The following is a 17,088-nucleotide window of genomic DNA, read 5'->3' as shown; positions in this document are numbered from 1 at the left end:
AAGCTTTGGGAGGTATCGGGGAATACCAGACACAGCATGCAGCTGTGATGCTGATATCCCCGAATGCAGTATCGCTTAGATGCCGCTTAGATATAGTTGAACAGCGTCAGCGTGCTGGAGGATGCATAACCTTTCTGGGTTGCGGTCAGCACGGTCTGTTCGATGGTCAGACGTGGAATGGCTTCTGCGTAATCCAGAGCTTCCAGAGAGCTTTGCATGGCCTTGTTGGTGGCGACCAGATCGGTGTTGGTGTCTTTTGCTTCTTCGAGCATATTAATTTCCGCACCGATATCCGTCAGGCCTTCGTTCACCGCGCCGGATGTTGCATCGATACCTTTGATGGCCGCATCAATCGCGCCCTCCAGTTCACCTTCGGCCAGCGGATCTTTGTTCAGGATGGCAACAAACTCATCCATCTGGGTAAAGAAGTCTTTGTCGCCCTGGAAGAAAAGATCGCTGGCGGTTGAGCCCAGAGTGGCGTGCTGGGAATCGCTGACCTGAACTTCACGGACACTTTCAGAGCCTTCGAAAGACCACTCTTCAACAGGGTTGCCATCGGCATCAAGAACCGGATTGCCTTTTTCATCGATGACAGGAACTTTCTGAACCGGTTCCTGCTGACCAGCGGTGCCACCAAAGATATATTCGTCACCGGCTCCTTTGGTGTTTGCCAGGGACTTCAGGGTGCTGACGGTCTGCTCAATCTCTTTGGCAATCGCCTTGCGATCTTCCAGGGAGAGCGCACCGTTACCGGCACTCAAAACCAGGTCGCGGGTACGATCAAGGTTGTTGTTCATATCCATCAGCGCACTTTCCTGGTTGCCCAGAAAAGTCGTGGCTTTGTCGATGTTGCCGGACCAGGTTTCCAGCTTGCTGAGATGGTCATCCAGTTTCAGCAGCTGCACAGAGGCAAACGGATCATCCGATGGCTTCAGAATTTCCTTGCCGGAACTCATCTGCAAAAGAGTTTTGCTGACATTACCCTGAGCCTTCTGCATGGAGCCGGACAGGGTGTTGTGCATTTGCATAGTGCTAACGCGCATTATGAACTTCCTTAACGCTTATACGGCTTGCAGCAGGGTCTGGAATAACTCGTCTGCGGTAGAGATAACCTTGGCATTGGCAGAGTACAGCTGCTGGAACATCAGCATATTGCCGGCCTCTTCATCCAGGTTCACGCCGCTCTCGCTTTGCACCCGGCTGGTGGCTTCCTGATACAGCATCTCACTGGCAGCCAGAGAGTTGGTGGCGCGGGCGCTGGAGCTGGCTACATCGCTGATAATGCTGTTCCAGCCCTGATTCACAGACTGGCCGCCAGCAATGGTTTTATCCTGCAGCTTGATAAGATCCAGCAGATTGCTGTTGTTGCCTGGCTCATCGGCTTTGCCGGAGAAGGCCAGCTTTTCCGGATCATCCAGAACCACTTCCATGGTGCCGGCCGCGCCTTTGCCCGGTTCTATCAGATAGCTGCTGCCTGCAGCCATATCACCAAGGGTCTTGCCGTCTGCGGCGGAGATGGTAATACCATCAAAGCTGATATCGCCCGTCGTAGTGTCGGTCTCGAAATCAACCTTCTCACCGCCTGGATGACGATGGACTTCTAATTCGTTCTTATCGTTCTTGCTGAACACATAGTTGTCGGCAGTCAGTTTGCTGGTGTCGTCAACTTTGATATCCAGATTCACGCTATTGGTGCCGCCAATATGGGTAGAGCGGTTGCGCATCAGCTCGCTGGAGTTGATATCGCCAAACAGCGCAGAACCGGCTGCGCCATTCAGATCAAATCCTTTCTCCATCAGTGCATTCACTTCATTAGAGAAGGCCAGTGCCAGACGGTCCAGCTCGCGCTGTGACTGGGACAGAGTATCTTCACGGAAATCCATCAGGCCGCCGATACCGCCACCCGGCTGATCGATACGCTTGGTGGCATCGTGGGACTTAACAGCCAGCTGAGTCTGGGAAGCATCCGGATAACCAGGCAGCAGAACCAGTTCATTGGTTTCACCACGGGACACCAGAGGTTCGCCGGTAGGGATGGTGACAGTGGCCGTCTGGTCCTGTTCAAAAATAATGCTCACATCCATCAGCTCAGACAGCTGTTGAATGGACTGGTCACGTTCATCCAGAAGATGGCTTGGTACATTGCCAATAGCGGCGGCAGCGGCAATCGCCTCATTGGTTTTGGCGATGGAAGCCAGCATATCGTTGGCTTCACCGGTCAGGGAACTCAGCTGGGATTCAACGTCAGCGGCCTGCTTGTTCATGGAGCTGGACAGGCTGTTGAAACGGGAAGCCAGATCTTCGGCATCTGCCAGGACTTCCTGACGGTAAGCGATCTCCATCGGATCAGCACTGGCTGCGTTCAGGGTGTCGAAGAAGCCGTTCAGTGATGGGGAAAGGCTGGTGTTTTTACCGGATACCAGAGTTTCCAGCTGCAGGTTATGGCTGGCGTTGGTGGTGTCGTAGCCATACTGGGTGGCATTGAACCAGGCCTGCTGAACAGCGTACTGGTCGCTGACCCGCTCGATATTGTTGATATAGACACCGCCGATATCGGAGGTTTTGAAATTGGCAACCTGACGGGAATAACCATTAACGCCAACGCCGGCGATGTTTTTACTGGTTACATTCAACGCCGTCTGGGCGGCATTCAAACCGGTGATACCGGTAAATATCATGCTCATGTGCGGGCCGGATAATCTCAAAAAGTGAGGCGGGCGACAGGGGAAGTCTATGTCGCCGGAAATTAATGCAGTAATCGGTTAGCGGGAAGGGTTATTAAATGAATAGAGAGGATTTTTGTAGTTGTTGAGCGCCGGACTATTCATTGTCACGGCGCTGGCCAAAATCATCATCTTCTGGCGGCAGATCATTCTCTGCATCTTCAAGATTCGCAACATAGGTGTTGAGATCATCACCGTTCAGATCGAGAAGCTCTTCCACCTCTTCCAGATCATATTTCGGGTTGGTATCCCAAGAGACTGCAAGATTAGAAGGCTTTGTGGTGGTTGTAGTGGCGGTTATGCCAGTGGGGCTAGAAATATTGGGAGCTGGAGTTGAGGGCGGTTCACCGAGGTTGGCGTTCAGTGGTTTTAACGCCCGCTCGAATGATCGGGTCATCTTGTGGTTTTTGGGATCACGCCCCCGGGCAGCCTTGATCTGTAAGAGAGCATCCCGAACCTGGAACTGTTCCTGCTCTTCCATAAAGTTGCTGTGGTTTAGCTGCTGTATACGCAGATAAATGCCATCAAAACTCTTCGCCGCCGGCCCCTGCAGCATGGTCATAGGCGCGAGGGAGACAGATTTGCAGCATTCCCCGAGATCTCTGACGGCCTCGATAAAGTCATCGGCGTCATAAGCTTCTGAGGTGTATCGGGCCATTTGATTCACGGCAGTGCGCTGATAACCCTCAATCTGATCTTTTACTCTATGGTTGGCGGCTTTGAGCTGGTTGCCTTCCGCAATCGTGAACTTGAAATGTTCCGGCCGGGTGGAGAGGTCTGTCAGCTCTTCCATATATTTAACCGGGTTGGTCTGCTTCATGGCATCCAGTCTGCCGGACAGCAGATGGAACAGCGCTTTGGGATGGGTGAAGGCCATTTTGAAGGCGTTGAAACCGCGGACGTTCAGATGCTTTCCGAGGTTTTTCCCGGCCAGTTTTGGGAGAGCATCAGGGATGGATTTGACCCGACCATCCAGAGAGGTGCCGGAAGACTGAACGTCTTTGGTTTCTGGGGGAGGTGATGTTGTTATTGATGTGTCGGAGCGCTTAAGCGGGTCCATGGGAACAGCATCCTTGCCAAGGTTGTTATTTAACCTTAGCAAGGATGGGCGAAGCTGAGAGATGTTGGGAAGGTGATCAATCTGCCTGCTGTTCAGCGACCTGACGGATTAACTGTTCAGCCACACCAAAGGTGCCTCGGTTTGCCATCTCAAACGCCAATTGGCTGTCATACATGCCTTGATAGAACTGTTCGCGGTCCCGGTTGAACAGAGAGTCCTCAGACATAACCTCAGTCGCGCTGCGCATGCTTTTCAGCATCTCTTCGGTGAGCATGGCTTCAAACTGCACGGCAGCAGCCCGAAGAGCTTCCGGTGAGTTGCTGTTCTTGTGCTGCTCCATCACCTTCGGATCGAAAGCCAGAGTAGAGGCATTAAGGTTGTTACTGATATCCATTAGATAACCACCAGTTCTGCTTTCAGGGAGCCGGCCTGCTTCAGAGCCTGCAGGACTGCCATCAGGTCTGCTGGCGTCACGCCCACACTGTTGAGGGCGTTAACCACTTCCTGCAGGGATGTGCTTTCAGGAACCGTGAACAAACGACCTTCACCCTGCTGAACCTGGATGTTGCTCTCTGGTGTGGTAACGGTCTGCCCAGGAGAGAAAGCTCCCGGCTGGCTGACGGTGCTGCTTTCCTGAATGGAGACCACCAGGTTGCCATGGCTGACTGCCGCTGGCGTGACCATCACATCTTCATTCATCACTACGGTACCGGTGCGGCTGTTGATAACCACACGGGCTGGTGGGCGAACGGTATCCACTTCCAGATTCTCCAGCATGGCCATATAGCTCACGCGCTGGTGGGAATCCTTGGGCGCGGCGACCGAGATAGACACACCATCATTGGCGACCGCGGTTTCCGGGCCAAGCAGTTCATTGATCACCCGGGCCAGATTGCGGGCATTGGAGAAGCTTGGCTCACGCAGGTGCAGAACTACATTGCCGGTGTCGTTGAAGGAGGTAGCAACGCTGCGTTCAATAACGGCACCGGAAGGAATACGACCAACAGTCGGAACGTTGATAGTGACTTCGGAACCACTGCCGCCGGATACCGAAATACCGGATACCACCAGATTTCCCTGAGCCAGTGCATAGACATTGCCGTCTACACCTTTCAAAGGTGTCAGCAGCAGGGTGCCGCCATTCAGGCTCTTGGCATCACCAATGGACGATACAGTGATATCAATCTGCTGACCCGGGCGGGCAAAGGCCGGCAGGGTTGCGGTCACCGATACGGCTGCGACGTTCTTAAGGTTGGGGTTGGCATCTTCCGGCAGCTGGATACCCAGCTGGCGCAGCATGTTGGTCAGGGACTGGCCGGTAAATTCGGTCTGACGGGTTTTATCACCACTGCCGTCCAGACCAACCACTAGACCGTAACCGATCAACTGGTTGGTGCGAACACCCTGAATATCCACAAGATCCATCAACCGACGAGCCTGTGCAGGGCCAGACACAAAGGGGGAGAGTGCCAGCAGCAGGCCAAGGAATACGGGAATAATACGATTCATAAGAGAGTGCTTTCCCTGACCTTACATTGGCATGATTGGGCTGTTGAAGAACTTGGTCAGCCAGCCAGCGTCGTTAGCATCGTTCAGTGGGCCGGAACCGGAATACATAATCCGGGCATTGGCCAGACGCATGGACATCACCACGTTATCCGGGCTGATATCTTCTGGACGAACCATGCCTTCGATGCGAATGTATTCATCACCCTGATTCAGACGCAGCCACTTTTCACCAATAATATGCAGCGCACCATTGCTGAAAACCTCGGCAACGGTCACGGTGATATCACCACTCAGGCTGTTGTCCATAGTGCTGCCGGTGGAACCTTCAAAAGCGCGATCCATTCCGGCTTCTACGTTCAACTCCTTGAGTGAACCGAACAGGATTGGGTTAGGCATGGATGCAGAACTGTTCTTGTCCATGGTGGTGCCGGAGCTTTTGCGGGAACTGGTCTTTTCATCCAGACGCACAGTCAGGATATCGCCGATCCGGAAGGCCATGCGGTCTTCAAACAGGTTGCGGGAATAGGCCGGATTGAACAGGCTGCCATGCACAACCGGCAGGGCTTCTGTTTTGGGAACAGGCATGCGAGGTGCCCAGCGTTCGGTATCCGGCTCGGCATCCTTTTCCGGAATGGCATTGCAGCCGGTCAGAAGACCCGCTGCAATGATTCCAAAGGTGCCCGCCAGTAAACGACATTGACGGAACACCATAATTACAACACCTGGTTCGCGTACTTCAGCATCTCGTCGGCTGCTGCCAGAACCTTGGTATTCATCTCGTAGGCGCGCTGGGCTGTCACCATACTTACCATCTCTTCCACCATGTTTACGTTGGAAGCTTCCAGCGAGTATTGGCGAATGCTGCCAGCACCGTCTTCACCGGGAACGGATTCGATCGGCATGCCGGAAGAGGCAGTTTCGGCAAACAGGTTCTGACCCAGAGCGTTCAAGCCCGCTGGATTAACAAAGTTCACCACGTTGACCTGACCCAGCACCTGCGGCTCGGCTTCACCGCCAACAGACGCAGAAACGGTTCCGTCCTGGCCGATGGAGATGTTGGTAGCTTCTACCGGGATTTCAATGCCGGGAGCCAGCACCATACCCTGAGCGGTAACAATTTCACCTTCAGCGCTGCGCTGGAACTGACCGTTACGGGTGTAGGCGTTGCTGCCGTCAGGCATCTGTACCTGGAAGAAACCCTGACCAACAATCGCCATATCCAGCTGATTGGTGGTGGTCTGGAAACTGCCGGTGGAGAAGTCCTTGTGGGTGCCGACGACGCGAACACCGGTACCCAGCTGCAGGCCTGTCGGGTTCTGGTTTTCGGCAGTGTTATCGCTGCCTGGCTGCTTCTGAACCTGATAGAACAGATCTTCAAAGACGACATTGTCAGCCTTGAAACCAACGGTGTTGATGTTGGCCAGGTTGTTGGAGATAGCCGACAGTTCTGCGTTCTGGGCAGTGATGCCGGTCTGGCTGATCCAAAGTGATGCGTGCATGGTTATCAGGAACCTCGAATCAAACGATCACCGCTTTCCGCCATCTGGCGTGCGGTTTCAATAGTCTTGAGCTGCATTTCAAACTGACGGCCAAGGGACATAAACGTCACCATCTCTTCCATGGCGTTCACGTTGCTGCTTTCCAGTGCACCGGAAACAACCTTGACGGTCAGGTCGGCATTGAGTGGTTCGTTATTGTCCGCGCGGAACAGGCCATCGGTCCCTTTGTTTAAAGGGGTTTCAGACTTAACCAGCTTGAGCTGACCGATAGTGACCGGCTGGGATTTAGGATCACCAGAACCCAGCACGCTGATGGTGCCATCCGGGCCGATGTGTAGCTGTTCATATTCAGGGATCACAATGGCTGCGCCACCCTGATCCAGAACCGGCTCGCCACGACCAGTCACCAGCTGACCATCCATAGTCACATGCAGCTGACCGCCACGGGTGTAGGATTCATTGCCGGTGGCGTCTTCAACGGCCAGCCAGCCTTCACCGGCGATGGCAACATCCAGGTTGCGGCCGGTGCTGGTCATATTGCCGGCCTTTTCGCTACTCCAGGTGCCGACAGTTTCTGTCAGCACGCGGGTTGGCAGACCCTGGCCGTCTACGTTCTTGGCTAGAATCTCGGCAAAGTCGGCACGGAAACCGTGGGTGTTCACGTTGGCCAGGTTATTGGCATGGAGGCGCTGCTGGAACATGGTCCGGCTGGCGCCACTCATGGCTGTGTAGATTGCCTTATCCATCGTCGTTTACTAATTCCGTTATGGAGAGCCTTAGATGGTATTCAGCAGAACCTGGGTCATTTCATTGCTGGCGCTGATGGTTTTCGCGTTCGCCTGATAGTTGCTCTGAGCAACAACCATGCTGACCAGCTCGGAGGTCAGGTTGACGTTGGAGAGTTCCAGAGCACCGGACTGCAGAGTGCCATTGGCACCGGAACCCGGCTCACCAACAATCGGAGCGCCACTTTCAGACGTCGCGCGCCAGCTGGTATTGCCGGCATCAACCAGACCGTTGTTGTTCGGGAAGGTTGCCAGAGCCACCATGCCTTGCAGGCGGGTATCTCCATTGGTATAGGTCGCGAAAATACTGCCATCGTCGGCTACCTGCAAGCCGGTGAAGCTGCCCGGCATATTGCCGTCTTGCGTGGAGGCGGAAACGCTGGAATCAGTACCGAACTGGGACAGCTTGCTGATATCCATGCTGATTGAGATTTTATCTAGGGTGCTGCCACTGACGGACAATGTGACTTTTCCGTCACCAATCAGCTTGCCACTCTCATCGAATTCAATCTTTACCGGGTTGGCAGCTACAGCGGTAGGCGTAGGCTGGGTGTCTTCCAGATAATGGACATCCCACTTGTTATTTTCAGTTTTTACATAGTAAGCAGAAACTGTCTTGGGTGTACCCTGCTGGTCATAAACGACGGTGCTTGTCGTGAAGTTGTAGCTGTCAGGATCTTTATGATCAAAGGTCGATACGTTTGGCTTTTTGGAGCGGGAATCCAGGTTGGCAGACAGTGTGGCATTCGCGGTTGCCTTGGCTGGCTGGTCGCTTTTGTCGATCTTCAGATCGGTCAGAGTACCGTTGACAATATTGTTGTTGCCATCAACCGGGTAGCCCTGCAGCTTCTGACCGGAAGCATTGACGATCATACCGTCCTTATCGACCTTGAAGTTACCGGCACGGGTGTAAAGCGCGTTGCCGTTGGCATCTTCTGTCATAAAGAAGCCGCCACCACTGATGGCTAGATCAAGGCCACTGGTGGTGTACTCAATCGCACCCTGAGCGTAGTCGGCAGACACGGCAGAGACATACACACCGCCACCCTGACCGGTTGCAGAGTAAACATCAGCAAACTGTACGCCTTTGGCTTTATAGCCAGTTGTGCTGGAGTTGGCGATGTTGTTACTGATCACGTTCAGTTCGGAGGAGGCCGCATTCAGGCCGCTGATACCGATATTGAGTGTGGACATTGAGCTGATTCCGTTCCTGAATTTTTAAAGCGAGATTCTTAGTACTGTCGAGCGACGGCCAGAGACGCCGGACCTAACGGGATGGCCGGCATGCTGTTGCTGAGCAGATTGCTGTCGGTCAGGGTGTTGGCAGACGTGGTTTCCACAAGGCCGGACTCATGCAGGCCGGGATAACGACGCAGCAGCTCGCGGTTAAAGAAGGAGTTGGCTTCCATGGCACCGTTGCCCTGATCGTGACTGATCATGCGCACATTCGGGTTACTCTGGCTTTCGGAGCCGGCTTCGCCCTGCAGTTTGGTTATGTACGACAGTGGAACAAGTCCGACTTTATCCACTTCAACCAGCACTTCCTGACCAGGGCCGGGGATTACCACGCTGGTGACATTGCTGCGCTGAGTAATGGCTGCTTCCATATCCTTGCCGTCGATAGTGGCGACAGCCTTCAGGGTGTACTTGCCGGCCGGAAGATCGTCTTCCAGATCAGTCATATCAAACTCAACGGCACCGGACTTCATCTGTTCGCCCATTGGCAGGGTGGCAACCAGCTCATCGGCACCGTTATAGATTTCCACCTTGAGGTCGTCGGCTGCGGTGGTCAGCAGAATCTCGCCGTTGATGCTTTCACCGGCTTCGATATCCATCACATTGGCCAACACCATAATTTCCTGACCAACCAGCGTGGAAGCATAAAGAGCCTGTGAAGAGTAGAGCTGGCCGCTGAGATCCTGCACCGAGCTTTGCAGCTCGCCCATAGCGGTTACGCTGGTCAGGTCTGCCAGCTGTGAAACGATCTGCTGGCTGTCCATCGGCGCGGTTGGATCCTGATAGTTCAGCTGCACCAGCAGCATTTGCAGGAAAGCTTCCGAGTCCATATTGGTTGCCGAGTTAGCGATACCGGAGGTGGCACCCTGGGCAGAAGTTGAAGCATTAAGTCCGTTAATGGATGTCATCTGTCGTCAGCTTCCTAGCGGCCCAGAGTCAGCAGACGCTGCTGCATGGCATTGGCACTGCTGAGCAGTTCAATGTTGGTCTGATAGTTACGGGAGGCCGACATCATCTCGGTCATCTCCTCCACCACGTTTACGTTCGGGTAGTAAACATTACCCTGCTCGTTGGCCATGGGGTGGTCCGGCTGATAGCGCACTTCCAGAGCCGCTTCGCTTTCCACAATCTCCTTAACTTCCACGCTGTAGGCAGAGTTCAGAGCAGTGGAGTCCATCAGATCCTGCTGGGTCTGTTCCAGCACCGCAGCAAAAACAGGCTTGCGGGCACGGTAGGTGGTTTCAGGAGTGCTGCCTGGCGTTTCTGCGTTGGCCAGGTTGCTGGCCACGGTGTTCAGACGCTGGCTTTGGGCAGTCATGGCGGAGCCAGCGATATCGTAGATGGTATTCATAGACATAGTCGTTTACTGGCCGCTGATAGCCTTTTCCAGGCTTTTGAATTTCATGTTCAGAAAGGTGAAGCTGGTTTCCCAGTCGGTACGGTTTCTGGCCCAGGCGGCCTGTTCCTGTCCGATCTCAACGGTATTACCGTCGGCTGATGGCTGACTCTGTGGGCGTTCAACCATCTGTGGTGTGGCCGTTGGCTGACCATTGTTCAGGTTCTTGCCTTCACGGGCCTGTTGCAGGGCGGTGCTGAAATCCAGATCGACGGCCTTGTATCCCGGTGTGTCGATATTGGCCAGGTTACCGGAGATAACCGTGGCTCTTTGTTCCCGATACAGCAGTGCCTGCTGATGGATGCCAAGATGTTCGTCGAAACTGATGCCCATAAGATTTCTTTTGCCCGCGATCTGCCAGAGAGGACCAGATAACTGTTGATAACAGACCGGTAGAGCAACTCCTGTGCCAAGTGTCTTAAGAGCGTCGTATAAGTATCTGCGCGCTTGAGAGCCGGGTTTGTTTTCAGTAGGGTGCGGGGAAATTTTTACAGCTCTGCGGAATAAAATTTCCGCCTGCAGTTTTCTGGCGGAAGTTGTTTATGTCGTTACGGCCTGTTCTTGCTCCATTTTTTGTTTCCTGTGTTCTGGCCTTTGGGCAGGTTGCTCTTGCTGAATCTTCTCCTTCCCAGACAGAGCAGGAAATTCGTTCAGCAGCAACACGCTTTCTGCACAACAAAGCCCGATCTCTGGCAAAGAATCTGGAAAACAGTGAGTGGCAGGCCAGTGTGCAGGTACCGAAAAGTGTTGAACGTTTCTCCCCTTGTACGGCAGATCTCACAGTGGAAGACAGCCGGGAAGAACAGGCCGGTCGGCAGCGTCTAAAGATCACCTGTGATGGCTTCCGCCGCTGGTCGGTTTATGTGAACGGCGAAATCGCTCTTAAGGCTCCGGTACTGGTTATGAAAACCACCTTGTCTGCCGGTGATGTAGTTCAGCGATCCGATGTTAGCCGACAGGTGCGCGATATCACCGCGCTGCGACAAGGCTACCTGACTCGTATGGACTATCTGGAAGGCCGGACCCTGCGTCGTCGGGCCAACAGCGGTGATGTGCTGGCGCCCGGCATGTTTGAAAAGGCTGTTGTTGTACGCAAGGGCGACCGGGTTTCCCTGATGGCCGGACATGCGGGGCTAAAAGTGATGGTGCCGGGAACGCTTCTTGAGGATGGGGCTGTGGGTGACAGTGTCCGGATCAAAAATATTTCCAGCGGAAAAACACTGGTCGGGAGAGTGCTGAACAGCACCACCGTTATCATGCCATAAAATCATGTCGTAAAAATTTGTCTGCAATCCTCTACGGCTGTTTAATATCAAGGGATTCGTGTCGATTTCCGGAGTATTGAAACGGCAGTCCTACGCAGCTTGCACACTTGTGTGCTCAACAGTTTGGAATCATGGCATGTCTGCATCACGCATAACTGGCACAGTCACCGATATGGTGGTCGCACGTACCCGCAAAATTCAGGAGCGGGACGCACAGGTATCCGAGCAATCTCCTAAGCAGGATACGCTGTCTATCAGTCAGGACGCTGCACTTCTGCAGCAGGCGGAAGCTATTGCGGCTTCTACTCCGGATATTGATATGGCCAAGGTGGAACAGGTTCGTCAGGCCATTGCCCGTGGTGAGTTGAAAATCGATTACGAAAAGCTGGCACAGAAGATGCTGGACTTTGAAGGCGCCCTCGACGCGGCGCTTGATCCTTCGTCTGAATCCTAAACAGGTTGAATGCATGCCGGCCCGTATTTTTTCGTTAACCGCCGCGGATACACAATCCCTGAAAGAGCTGAAAAGCCTTTTTGAGCAACAGGCGGTTTGCCTTCGCAAGCGTAATATCGACGGGCTACCCGAGCTGAACGAAAAGATTCTATCTCTGACCACATCTTTGCAGGGCAATGCCGGACTGCGCAGCAGCTGCCTGAAAGAGTTGGGCTTTGAAGATAACCGTTCCGGTATGCAGCAGCTTTTAGCTGTACACGGCACACCATCAGTGATTGAAGAGTGGGAAACCTTTTCCCAACTGGCGAAAGAGTGCCAGACTGCCAACAAGGTTGCCGGACGTCTGCTGACCATGCAGCAGGATCTGACTGACATTCTGCTGGGCAAGCTGGGCCGTTCTCAGGAAACCGGCTATGACCAGAGTGGTTCTGAAAACTACTATGGCTCCCAAATCTCTCTCGGCTATGCCTGATCTTCCTATCAGACCGGTCTAAAAAGCACTTGTCCTTAAAGTTGCTGGCTAGCCCAGTCAGCAACTCCACATAACAACAATAATATTCACGTCCCTTATTCTTTCTGCTCGGTCTTTCATGGTCGTGAATTGCACGTTCAGGTAACTCTGTCGTCCACATTTTTTCCACGTAGAATCTGCTCTAATCCCTCCCCGTAACCTGCCCGAAGTGTGTTTGCGCTATGCAGAAAATTCTTGTGATTGAAGATAACCGGGAAGTCGCCGGCATTCTGTTTGACTATTTCGAGGCAGCCGGCGTTGAGGTCGACTACGCCGACAATGGTGAGTTTGGTCTGGAGTTGGCACTGGCCGGAAATTTTGACCTGATTCTGCTGGATCTGATGCTTCCGCGCATGGATGGTCTGACGGTATGCAACAAGCTGCGTGAAGCGGGCAACACCACGCCGGTACTGATGTTGACCGCGTTGGATAATCGGGAAGATATGCTCAGCGGCTTTCAGCATGGCGCTGATGATTACCTGACCAAACCCTTCGATCTGGATATTCTGCAGGCGCGGATGGATGCACTTATTCGCCGTTATCGGGGGCAGGTAGCATCAGGCGTTCTCACCTTCGGCCCTTTGCGTATTAATCAGAAGACCCGCAAAGCCTATCGGGACGATCATCTGCTGGCTTTGAATCCAACCACTTACACCATTCTGGAACTGCTCTGTCTTCGCGCGCCAGAACTGGTTACCCGTCAGGAGATTGCCGAGCGACTCTGGCAGGAAGACGAGCCCCATAACGATGTGTTGCGCAGCCATATTTATCAGCTGCGTAATCAGCTCGACAAGCCATTCGCCACGCCCATTCTGAAGACTGTTCCCAAGATGGGTTATCAGTTGGAGGCGGTATGAGTTTTCGTCCCGGCTTTGGCAACCTGCGAACCCTGACCGGGCGATTGGCCGCATTCTTTATGCTGATCTCGCTGGTGATCGCGGTTGTTGTCGTCCAGTTGTTTGTCGAAGGGCTGCGCTGGTCGGAAGATCAAATGAGCCAGCGTCGTATGTTGATTGACCGGGATGAAGCGGTTGCCCGTTTTAAAACTGGCAGCAGTGGTGTTGTCAGTCTTGATGAGCTCACAATTGCCTATAACGACATGCAGCTGGTGCCTGAGCTGTACCGGGAATACCTGGAAGGTGTGGGGGATTATCTCGGTGAGCCTCTGGAGCTGCCCGGGGAGCCTGAGCACATGATCTACAAAGGGCAGTATGACGATAACGGGCAAGTTCGGGATATTGTTCTGCTCTCCCAGGTTGACCGGATTGAGTTTACCTCTGAAGAACTGGTATCTGTGGGCGCTGTGGTCGTAGGGCTGGTGATATTGCTGATGCTTGTGTTTGTTGCACTTTTGCACCGCTTATCCCGTTACCTGATTCAGCCACTGATTGATCTGGCTGAACAGCTGCAGCAACAAAGCGGTCAGTCCCAGATGCCGTTCAGTATCCCGGCACAGGCGGCTGATGAATTTCAACTGTTGACCCAACATTTGAACCTCTACCGCATTGAACTGAATGAAACCCTGAAGCGGGAAAAAGCCTTTGCCCGTTATGCCAGCCATGAACTGCGTACACCGCTGACCATTGCGAAAGGCGCAGGCAAGCTGCTTGGTCGTACTGAATTGACGGATTACCAGAGACGTCAGGCAGGACGCATCAGTGATGCTACGGAACAGATGATCATGATGGTTGATGCACTGCTCAGTATTGTTCGGCATGAACGCAATACCGATGCTGACCCATTGCGGCTGATTAAACGTGCCGAGCTGGAAAAGATTATTGCCAGTAACAGCCTGCAGGCGCAGGACAAGGCTTTGCAGCTGGAACTGCAGATAGCCGGTGAGCCGCAAACAAGGGCAACCACCGCCGTGCTGGAGATGGTGCTGGGTAATCTGCTGCGCAATGCCATTGCCGCGACACCTCGGGGAACCATTGTGGTGTTTGTTACTGAAGAGGCTCTGGAGGTGATTGATCAGGGAACCGGGTTGACCGCGACACCTGATAAAGATGGCCATGGACTGGGCTTGATGATTGTGGATGATTTCAGCCGTCGTTATGGCTGGACCTTTACCCTGGAAAATGCTGAAAAACACGGCTGTCGGGCACGGATTCTGTTTTCCCGCCAGCCTTCGTACGACACTGCTTGAAGAACTAATAATGAATAGAATCCGTCTTGTTTATCCCGTCATTTTTGTAACGGCGCTTGCCTTATGGGCGATGGCTGGAGGAATGGCTTTTAATACTGGAGACTTCTGGGGATGGCAGGAGTCCATGATGAACCTGTCGGGCCTGCTGGCGGGAATCGCTATGATCCTGTGTGTGATTCTTGCCGCACGCTGGCCGTGGCTTGATAAGCAACTGCATGGCTTGGACAAAGGCTATCGCTTGCACAAGTGGTTGGGTATAACAGCTGGGATTATGGCTGTGATGCACTGGTTGCTGAATCAGTCTGAGGGATGGGTTGTTGGTTTTGGATTGCTGGCAGAGCCGGAAGATGGCCCTGATGAAGAGCCTGTTGGGCAGTTGATGCAATGGCTTTCTCAATTGGAGGAGCTGCCACTGGCACGTGATGCCGGAGAGATCGGGTTTTATGCGTTGGTTTTTCTGGCTGTTGTGGCCCTGGTTAAACGGATACCTTATCGATGGTTCTTCCTGAGTCATCGGTTTATGGTGCCGGTCTTTCTGATGCTGGTTTATCACAGTATTGCCATGATGCCTGCCAGCTGGTGGCCGCAGCTGGTTGGTCTGTTCATGCTGATTCTTATGGTGGTAGGCGTGGTGACCAGCGTCGATATTCTTGTACGCAAATCAAGAAGGGCACGTACAGTAAATGCCACTGTTCGGAAGCTACATCATTATCCGGACAGCCAGATTCTACAGATTGATCTTTCTGTACAGGAGCAATGGACAGGGCATAAAGCGGGACAGTTTGCCTTTGTAACCTTTGATCCAAAAGAAGGCCCTCATCCATTTTCTCTGGCTCGTTCCTGGCAGAATGATGGACAGCTGCAGTTTATGGTGAAAGGGTTAGGCGACTATACCCGTACGCTTCCAGAGAATCTGAAGGAAGGGCAGAAGGTGTCTGTCGAAGGCCCTTATGGTGGTTTTAACTTTGAGGATGACAGCCCTGTGCAGGTCTGGATTGCCGGCGGTGTTGGGATTGTGCCGTTTAAATCTCGCCTCCTTCAGCTAGCGGATAATCCGGAGCATAAAGAGATCCATATGTTCTATTCGACCCAGGTTGCTGACCCACAGTTTGAAGATCAGCTCCGGGCTCTGGCAACAAAAGCCGGTATTCAGCTGTATATCGTGAATACCAGTGAGCAGCCATTGCTGGACAGCACAGCTATCTGTGGTCTGGTCAGCCGCTGGAAGGATGCGTCCTGGTGGTTCTGCGGGCCACTTACTATGGGCACAGCGCTGCAGAAGCAGCTAGCCAGTAAGGGCGTTAAGGATAAAGACTTCCATAAAGAACTGTTTAATATGCGGTGATATCTTTTTCGCCATATTTAAAAGCTCATGGCAGTCGTGCAGATTGTCCTGAGCTTTTATGGTTTAAATGAAGCCTGCTATTACGCGCAGCGATTCAGATAGTCGTCTGTTTTCTTCACTTCAGCGTAGCCAAAACCAAGCGCGAACATAAACGCCGCATGGGCATCTTCAGCCGCAACAGTACGGCCACCAAACTCCATATCGTGGGATGAGCAGGTATCTTCGATCACGGTAACGGCATAACCGAAATCAGAAGCCGCACGCACGATGGCATCAATGCACATATGGCTCATGCTTCCCATTACAGTCAGCTTTTTAATGTCTTTGGCATCCAGTAGCTCTCTCAGGTTGGTATCCAAAAAAGCGTTGATCTGGTTCTTGGTAATTACCGGCTCATCACTTAGAGGCGCAACGCTGGCGTGAATCTCTGCGCCTTCCGTGCCAGGTGCAAAGAACGGAGTGTCATCACCTGCCGGGTTTTCATGGCGGATATGAACAATAAAGTCAGAGATTTTGCGAGCTTGCTGCAGAACCTTTGCGGCGTTTGCTGCACTTTGCTCCATATTTTTCAGTGGCCACTTTCCTTCAGCGAAGTAATCATTCTGAAAATCTACAAGGATCAGGGCTTGTTCGGACATCATTGTCTCCGACGTTTTTCGTGTGGTGTTCGAGCAGAGAAGCGGTTTAGTTATTCGGAACCTGGAAGATTTCTTCCCGGATTACCTGCCAGCGACCATCTTCAAAGACCAGATCAATAGAGCATCTGATTTTGGTGTCGTCGCCTGCAACATCGTTCTTGCGGGTCAGAACGGCAACAGCATCATTGCCATTCACATGGATGTGGTGCCACTGCGTCCAATCATTCATTTTCTCACGGCCTTCTGCTGCCAGTGCGGAGAAGAAGGTAATAAACTCGCGTTTATTGGAGACCTTTACGCTATTGTCCATCTCGACAATAACGATATGCAGATCGTTGTGATAAATGGTTTCCAGTGCTTCGACATCGTAGCTGGTTGCTCGGTCGATCAGGTGTTCCATAAACGCTTTAACGGCGTCAGTCGTATGGGTAGGCTGTGTCACTGTCGTCTTCTCAAACTGCGAAAAAGAGAGTGTAGCTCCGGCAAAAAAGCGGAGCCGGAGAACATTATTGAATTTTGTA

The 17,088-nt window shown here is 52.9% G+C and carries 20 protein-coding genes; 6 read left to right on the top strand and 14 right to left on the bottom strand.

Features of this window, described 5'->3' with window-relative positions; genetic code table 11:
- Window positions 1-86 precede the first annotated feature (86 nt).
- From flgL to flgB, 12 genes are all read right to left on the bottom strand, one after another.
- Complete coding sequence (gene flgL, locus EHSB41UT_RS17320; protein WP_087112108.1) at window positions 87-1,043, bottom strand: flagellar hook-associated protein FlgL; 957 nt, start codon at window positions 1,041-1,043, stop codon at window positions 87-89.
- A gap of 18 nt (window positions 1,044-1,061) precedes the next feature.
- The gene (flgK, locus tag EHSB41UT_RS17315; protein ID WP_087112107.1) at window positions 1,062-2,684 is read right to left on the bottom strand and encodes a flagellar hook-associated protein FlgK; all 1,623 of its coding nucleotides are present in this window, start codon (window positions 2,682-2,684) and stop codon (window positions 1,062-1,064) included.
- A gap of 136 nt (window positions 2,685-2,820) precedes the next feature.
- Window positions 2,821-3,783 (bottom strand): hypothetical protein, encoded by a 963-nt coding sequence (locus EHSB41UT_RS17310; RefSeq protein ID WP_087112106.1) that lies wholly within the window; start codon window positions 3,781-3,783, stop codon window positions 2,821-2,823.
- Between the two features lie 76 nt (window positions 3,784-3,859).
- Complete coding sequence (locus tag EHSB41UT_RS17305; RefSeq protein WP_087112105.1) at window positions 3,860-4,177, bottom strand: rod-binding protein; 318 nt, start codon at window positions 4,175-4,177, stop codon at window positions 3,860-3,862.
- Window positions 4,177-5,292: a flagellar basal body P-ring protein FlgI gene (locus EHSB41UT_RS17300; RefSeq protein WP_087112104.1), complete on the bottom strand. Its 1,116-nt coding sequence runs from the start codon at window positions 5,290-5,292 to the stop codon at window positions 4,177-4,179. Before EHSB41UT_RS17300 ends, EHSB41UT_RS17305 begins: the two co-directional genes overlap by 1 nt.
- A gap of 21 nt (window positions 5,293-5,313) precedes the next feature.
- Complete coding sequence (gene flgH / locus EHSB41UT_RS17295) at window positions 5,314-6,003, bottom strand: flagellar basal body L-ring protein FlgH (protein ID WP_087112103.1); 690 nt, start codon at window positions 6,001-6,003, stop codon at window positions 5,314-5,316.
- A 2-nt stretch (window positions 6,004-6,005) separates the two neighbouring features.
- Complete coding sequence (flgG, locus tag EHSB41UT_RS17290; protein WP_087112102.1) at window positions 6,006-6,791, bottom strand: flagellar basal-body rod protein FlgG; 786 nt, start codon at window positions 6,789-6,791, stop codon at window positions 6,006-6,008.
- Between the two features lie 5 nt (window positions 6,792-6,796).
- Entirely contained in the window at window positions 6,797-7,537 is a 741-nt protein-coding gene (flgF, locus tag EHSB41UT_RS17285) for a flagellar basal-body rod protein FlgF (RefSeq protein ID WP_087112101.1), read from the bottom strand.
- A 30-nt stretch (window positions 7,538-7,567) separates the two neighbouring features.
- Entirely contained in the window at window positions 7,568-8,770 is a 1,203-nt protein-coding gene (gene flgE / locus EHSB41UT_RS17280) for a flagellar hook protein FlgE (protein WP_087112100.1), read from the bottom strand.
- 38 nt (window positions 8,771-8,808) lie between these two features.
- Window positions 8,809-9,720: a flagellar hook assembly protein FlgD gene (locus tag EHSB41UT_RS17275; RefSeq protein ID WP_087112099.1), complete on the bottom strand. Its 912-nt coding sequence runs from the start codon at window positions 9,718-9,720 to the stop codon at window positions 8,809-8,811.
- Window positions 9,721-9,734: 14 nt separating this feature from the next.
- On the bottom strand, window positions 9,735-10,169 hold the full coding sequence (gene flgC / locus EHSB41UT_RS17270; protein WP_087112098.1) for a flagellar basal body rod protein FlgC: 435 nt from the start codon (window positions 10,167-10,169) through the stop codon (window positions 9,735-9,737).
- A 6-nt stretch (window positions 10,170-10,175) separates the two neighbouring features.
- Window positions 10,176-10,541, bottom strand: coding sequence for a flagellar basal body rod protein FlgB (flgB, locus tag EHSB41UT_RS17265; protein ID WP_087112097.1), 366 nt, complete (start codon window positions 10,539-10,541; stop codon window positions 10,176-10,178).
- A gap of 209 nt (window positions 10,542-10,750) precedes the next feature.
- Between flgB and flgA the strand changes: the two genes are divergently transcribed.
- The 6 genes from flgA (at window position 10,751) to EHSB41UT_RS17235 (ending at window position 15,929) form a co-directional block, all read left to right on the top strand.
- Window positions 10,751-11,473: a flagellar basal body P-ring formation chaperone FlgA gene (gene flgA, locus EHSB41UT_RS17260; protein WP_087112096.1), complete on the top strand. Its 723-nt coding sequence runs from the start codon at window positions 10,751-10,753 to the stop codon at window positions 11,471-11,473.
- Window positions 11,474-11,609: 136 nt separating this feature from the next.
- Window positions 11,610-11,927, top strand: a complete 318-nt coding sequence (gene flgM, locus EHSB41UT_RS17255; protein ID WP_087112095.1) for a flagellar biosynthesis anti-sigma factor FlgM — start codon at window positions 11,610-11,612, stop codon at window positions 11,925-11,927.
- Window positions 11,928-11,940: 13 nt separating this feature from the next.
- On the top strand, window positions 11,941-12,399 hold the full coding sequence (gene flgN, locus EHSB41UT_RS17250) for a flagellar protein FlgN (RefSeq protein WP_087112094.1): 459 nt from the start codon (window positions 11,941-11,943) through the stop codon (window positions 12,397-12,399).
- Window positions 12,400-12,620: 221 nt separating this feature from the next.
- Window positions 12,621-13,295, top strand: coding sequence for a response regulator transcription factor (locus tag EHSB41UT_RS17245; protein ID WP_087112093.1), 675 nt, complete (start codon window positions 12,621-12,623; stop codon window positions 13,293-13,295).
- Window positions 13,292-14,584, top strand: a complete 1,293-nt coding sequence (locus EHSB41UT_RS17240; RefSeq protein ID WP_087112092.1) for a sensor histidine kinase — start codon at window positions 13,292-13,294, stop codon at window positions 14,582-14,584. The genes EHSB41UT_RS17245 and EHSB41UT_RS17240 overlap by 4 nt, the downstream gene beginning before the upstream one ends.
- A 10-nt stretch (window positions 14,585-14,594) precedes the next feature.
- Window positions 14,595-15,929 carry a ferredoxin reductase family protein gene (locus EHSB41UT_RS17235; protein ID WP_165767308.1) on the top strand — a complete coding sequence of 445 codons (1,335 nt, stop codon included), beginning with the start codon at window positions 14,595-14,597 and terminating at the stop codon, window positions 15,927-15,929.
- Between the two features lie 80 nt (window positions 15,930-16,009).
- On the opposite strand, the gene EHSB41UT_RS17230 is transcribed toward EHSB41UT_RS17235, so the two are convergent.
- A complete protein-coding gene (locus EHSB41UT_RS17230) occupies window positions 16,010-16,567 on the bottom strand; it encodes a cysteine hydrolase family protein (protein WP_087112090.1) in 558 nt (185 codons plus the stop codon).
- Window positions 16,568-16,613: 46 nt separating this feature from the next.
- Window positions 16,614-17,009: a nuclear transport factor 2 family protein gene (locus EHSB41UT_RS17225; protein ID WP_133060561.1), complete on the bottom strand. Its 396-nt coding sequence runs from the start codon at window positions 17,007-17,009 to the stop codon at window positions 16,614-16,616.
- Between the last annotated feature and the right edge of the window lie 79 nt (window positions 17,010-17,088).

This window comes from Parendozoicomonas haliclonae (assembly GCF_900174585.1).
GTDB classification, from domain to species: Bacteria; Pseudomonadota; Gammaproteobacteria; order Pseudomonadales; family Endozoicomonadaceae; genus Sansalvadorimonas; species Sansalvadorimonas haliclonae.
Note: the sequence above shows the minus strand (reverse complement) of the source record. Positions and strands in the feature narration are given on the sequence as shown.